The sequence below is a fragment of the Clostridium sp. genome, from assembly GCF_040797585.1.
Classification (GTDB): domain Bacteria; phylum Bacillota; class Clostridia; order Clostridiales; family Clostridiaceae; genus Clostridium_Z.
In genome coordinates, this window is record NZ_JBFNEO010000182.1 from 1 (window position 1) to 5,775 (window position 5,775).

The window sequence follows — 5,775 nt, forward strand, 5'->3', positions numbered from 1 at the left end:
CCGTATATACTGTATATATTATATATGTACAGTATATACTCACCATTTATCATAGTCAATAGTAATTATAAAATTAAATCCATTAATTTGTTAAATATTAAATTCGTTTTATGTTTAAAGTTTTATCAAAATATACCTTATGTTTTATTATCTTAATTTAATTTCAGTGATTTTAATAATTTATATGTAAGAGTAAATCTAAAAGTTTATATAAAACTTTTAATAAAGTAAAAAGGTTCTGTCTCATAATAAAAGGTAGGTAAACCCTCTTTTTTAGAAAAATTAAAGCGGCTTCCTCAGAAACCGCTTTTTTGTGTATAACTAATTTATAAAAAACAAAATATACAATTTTAAAATAAAACATTTATATTAATAATCTTAGATATCAATCCTTACTTATCTTATCTCGTAAAAAGTTTCTATTATGAATTATCATAGGATCATCCGGTATAAACTCACCAGCTTTTTCATTAAATTCATTAGCTAGGTCATACTCTTCAAGTCTTGAATAACAAACACATAGTTGAATATTAGGAATCCATGTGTAAGTAGAGTGGTTAACAAGACTCAAATTATCCTTATCTGGAGGCGTTTCGATTGCTAAATTATAACAAAATAAATCATTATTAATCATATTCTTATGGAAAAAACAATATGCAATCTTACAGCAAAAGTCTGATCTTGGAACATCATACTCAAAAGCTCTCAAGAGACATTTAAGTTGATTATCAGTATCTTCTTTAGCTGAGTAACACTCCGACATATTACTAAGTGTAGTTTTAACATCCTCTATCCATCCAGCTTTAGTATCTAAAAACTTAGAATATTGTTCTATAGCCTCATCATGATACCCATTGTAAAAAAGTTCATTAGCATAATAGAACATATCTCTTACAGATAACTCTTCTCCTTCATCGATCATACCCTTATATATCCTAAGATTTCTTCCACTACTAGACTTTATCTTTCTGTGATGTATAGATGCATCAGCATTTATTATATTTCCATGTACAGCTAAATACTCATGTATCTTACCTATCCACTGAAATCCCTTTTCTCTTTTTACTAATCTATTACGCCTTAGGGAGGATGTAGGATTTCCATTACTATCTTCTGCTAGAACATAGGTCATGGTCACTGAATCTACGTTATTATCAAGATTTTTCTTTAATTCTAATAGTCTTTGTAAATTATCTTCTGTCATGATATCATCAGCATCTAGCCACATTATATAATCCTTAGTTGCCTTACTGAAAGCAAAGTTTCTAGCTAGTCCAAAGTTATCTTGCCACTCCATATCATAAACAGTTGCTCCTAAGCTTAAAGCTATTTCCTTAGTTCTATCATTTGACCCCGTATCAACTATTATAATTTCATCTAAAGCACTAAGTACTGATCTTATGCATCTTTCAATGACGTCTTCTTCATCCTTCACTATCATGCATAAACTTATGGTTATACCCTGTTTCATATAAATAACCACCTCTATATTAAATAAACTAAGACATCTAAAGTAAAATAAAGAGATTCTAGCTCTTTAGGCAAGGTTTAATAAAATAAATACTTTAAGCTAAAAGAAATCTATCTTAGTGTGTAAAATTTCTTATATATAGATTAATAAGTGAAAGTATTATAAATGATAACTCCTAATAAACTCTAAATATACTTTCTTCTATACAAGGAAATAGATTGTATTAATACTGTTTGTATAAATACAATCTATTGATTTAGTATTGTACAAAATGTACAACATTAATTTCTAATTATTTTCCTCAAGATGTCTAATACCATAATATGAATACTCTAATATTATGTGTACTTATTTTCATTATTTAACTCTCTTCATAGGATTAATAGACTCTAATGGCACCATAAACTTTAATCTCATATTTACATCAACAGATAAGGTTAATATATCTTTTATTAAAATTACCTCATTGATTACTTCATCACCAGTATTTAAATATGTTTTTATATTTTTATCATCACTTAAGTAAATTGATTCTAAAAGCACCTCTTTTTCCTCTTCTATAAACCGCTTTAAAGTTCTTACTTTGCCTGCTCCATCCTTAATCTTTAGCTTATATGGTACTCTTAGTGTAAATTTTATTCTAACAACTTTATCCTTTTCCTTACTTATATCCTTCAAGCCCTTAACTATATATCCACTATTAAATATTATTCTATCTAATATAAAAGGTCCTACATAATTTTCAGGTATCTCTACAAGTAATTTTTTAAAGGATAAAACCTCATTATATATCTCGATTATATTATTACCTTTCTTTACGCTCTTATCTATTAACTCCATTTTCTCTTCTACATTACTTATTTCATTTTCTACCTTAAGAGGCATAACTTTAGATATCGCTATAACACTATAGGGATAACTATTTTTTTCTTCTATGGCTATATTCTTTATTACAGAATAATCATTGATGCTAATTAAACTTAATTGCATCTTATCTACTGAAGCCTTACTAAGTACAATAAGCCTATCACCCTCTATCAAGAAATTCTTCGGGTCTAATATACTTATAGACTTCTCTATATACTTTGTATTTAAATCTATTATATCTATACTACTAAGCCCCTTATTTAAAGCATAAATCTTATCATTTTTCATATATAGGGAGGTTATAGATGAATTCTTTGGGAAATCTATAGTGCTTACTATATTCTTTTCAATATCTATTACAGATATGTTTCCTGAATACTCATCTATCCCACCTTCATTAGATATATATACGGTTTTTCCATCATCACTTATTAAAATATTATTAGGTCTTATTCCTATATCTTTAATCTTAGTGATTATCTTCATGGTTTTAATATCATAAACTTTTAATTGTTTTCTAAATACGTCAACAGTAAAAAGTCTATTATTATCTATTTTAATGCTGTCTACTATAGAGAACCCCTTTAATAACCCTAACTTTTTTCCTGAATCTATATCATATACACCTATCTCTGAAATATTAGATGCATATATCCTTCTACTATACTTATCTATATGGATATTTCCATTATTTTCAATATCCATATATTTTAGAGTATTATCTATAGTATTCATAATCCCTATTTTTTCCCCATCTCCACCAATATAAATAAAATCCTCATATAAAATCATTGTAAAAGGGCTAAATGGAAGAGTTATTGTATTAATTTTAGTATTATTCTCTCCATCAATAAGAGTTATTGTATTATTACCTAAGTTTGCAACATAGTATAAAGTTTTCTTTATAATACTTTTTGCAGACATTTATTTTAACTCTCCCCCCTTTTATTTAGTATTTTACTTATGATTGATCTATTAATTTCAGATTCTAACTCCTTTCTTAACCTATTCTTTTCAATATTGTCCTCCCTTACTATTGAAATAAGCTTTTCTTTCTGAAGATTTATCATATGGATCTCTTTATTTGCATCCTCTAGAGCCTTCTTAAGCTCCTCTCTATGACTATTAGTAATTTCAAGCTCTCTTAGCGTTCCTTCTCTCTCCACATACCCTTCATGTAGTGTCCTCTTTAAACTATCATTCTCTAATATTATCTCTTTTAGCTTTAGAGTCATATTGTTTTTCTCTGAAGTTATTGACTCTAACTTCTTATTCTTCACCTCTAATTCCTTACTTTTTAATTCCAATTCTTTGAACTTTACTTCTAATTCCTTATTTCTTTCTACTAACTTCCTGTCCTTTACTTCTAGTTCTTTGTTATTTTCTGCTAACTCTCTACTCTTTTCTTCTAACTTATTTTGAATCTCTCTATATCTCTTAGTTAAAGAAGATATTTCTTCATTAAACTTAAGTTTATTCTTATTAATTTCCTCATTAAGTCTAAGTTTATCTTTATTCGTTTCCTCTTCTACTAATTCTTTTCCCCTAATAATTTCTTCTATTTGTTCTTTAAGGGATTTTATCTCTATTAAATTCTTTTGATATTTTTCCTTCATAGTATTAGATTCCATTGTTATATCTTTAATGGTGTCTTTTAAGTTATCTCTTTCTTTTGTAACCTCTTCTAAAGAACTCCTTATTTCTTGAACCTCTTTTCCGGTCTCTTCAAATACTCTTTTAAACTCTATTATATTTTGTTCACTCTTTTTATTTTTAAGATTTATAGCATCTAATCTATCCTGAAGATCCTCACATAAACTTTCCTTCTGCTGAAGTTGCATATTCAGAGTCGCTATAATTTTATTTGCATTTTTACCACTTTCTTTTTCCTTATCCTTTGAAAAATTTTCACTTCCAATCTGATCTTCTTTATATAAAGGCTTACCATATTCTTTTGGATTAAATACATTATTATGATTGTCCATATATTTTGAGCTTATATAATCATGTATTCCTTCTAAAGCCTTCTTCTTTGAAGTAGGTATTTCTTCATTAGGTAAGATAAAGTCTATTATAGGATAGTTTCTTCCAAAAACTCTATGACACGTAACTTCCCTATTCTCTAAATTTATTCCCATTGATTTATAAAAATTTACTTTCTCATCTTTAATATTGTATATAACTTGTGGCTTGCTCCACTTATCTCTTAAATTAGAACATAATATTTCTTCTCCTTCATTCCATAAGGCCCATAGGATATCATCCTTTTCTATAAAACATATATTATCTACCCTACTTAAAGCGTTATAAATTTTATCATACTTTATATCTCCGTTTTCTTCTAAATGAATCTCCTCTAAGGAACATATCTCCTCATCAATAGATAAGTTTAAAATATATAATTTATTATTAAAAACCTTTGTTGAAATCCTTACCTCTTCTCCATTGGTATAATATATGGTTTGTGGCTCACTCCACTGACCATCATATATACTACCCTTGATTTCATTATCTCCTTCACTGTTATCTATATAAAGCAAATATATACTTTTTTCATCTTTACATTCTAGCTTATAATTATCCTCTTCATCCTTAATCTTTACTGATGCAATAGTAAATAACTGTACCTCATCCTCTTTAACTGTGTAGTGAATTATTTCTCCTAAATTGTTATTTTCATTACTTGATATAAAAAATAAATGTATAATTCTCTCTAATACTAGTATTCTAATATCTTTTATATTCTGTTCATGAAACTCATAAATCACTTTACCAAGCCACTGTTTTCCATCCCAAAGACAATACTTAATTTCAGTATCATTTCTATAAGCTATATGAATATTTTCACTTTTATCCTTATATACATCAAATTCTCTTACTCCTCTGTCTAACCTAGTTTCTCTACTCCATTTATTATGAGAATACATATTGTTATATGACATATTCCCTTTCTCATCTAATAAAAATCTCCATAAATTATTTTCTCTATCATTAAAAATCCATGTATTTGTATTACTTATCATACTAATCTCCTCCACCATATTATTTATATTTAGGGAACCATTATGGATTGCAATTATAGAACTTACTTAATATGCTGCTTATAAGAAAATATGTATAGTTTGTCCCTATAAAAGTATATTTTTATTTTAAGAATATATTACTTAATGCTTATTAATAATTGAGTTTTCTTTACATAATGGAGTTACTCTTAGATTAAATTTAAATATAATGCTGAAGATTTGTATAATAAAATTAGCTCGTCCTAAGGTATGCCAACGCTTAAATATCATCTATTATCATATTAATAATCTATAAATATTTAATAACGATCTTTAAGTACTAGAACTAATCATAATATAGGGTTTTTAGCCTAAACTTTAACTTATACATGTACTTAAATCCTTTTAAATTTTAGATTTTAAACGGTGCATAAG

The 5,775-nt window shown here is 27.0% G+C and carries 3 protein-coding genes; all 3 read right to left on the reverse strand.

Annotated features, from left to right (window positions below):
• Window positions 1-385 precede the first annotated feature (385 nt).
• The 3 genes from AB2369_RS10775 to AB2369_RS10785 all read right to left on the reverse strand — a co-directional run bounded on the left by AB2369_RS10775 (window position 386) and on the right by AB2369_RS10785 (window position 5,361).
• A complete protein-coding gene (locus tag AB2369_RS10775) occupies window positions 386-1,471 on the reverse strand; it encodes a glycosyltransferase (protein ID WP_367666485.1) in 1,086 nt (361 codons plus the stop codon).
• A gap of 357 nt (window positions 1,472-1,828) precedes the next feature.
• A complete protein-coding gene (locus AB2369_RS10780; protein ID WP_367666486.1) occupies window positions 1,829-3,262 on the reverse strand; it encodes a YncE family protein in 1,434 nt (477 codons plus the stop codon).
• Between the two features lie 5 nt (window positions 3,263-3,267).
• On the reverse strand, window positions 3,268-5,361 hold the full coding sequence (locus AB2369_RS10785) for a hypothetical protein (protein ID WP_367666487.1): 2,094 nt from the start codon (window positions 5,359-5,361) through the stop codon (window positions 3,268-3,270).
• Window positions 5,362-5,775: the final 414 nt, after the last annotated feature.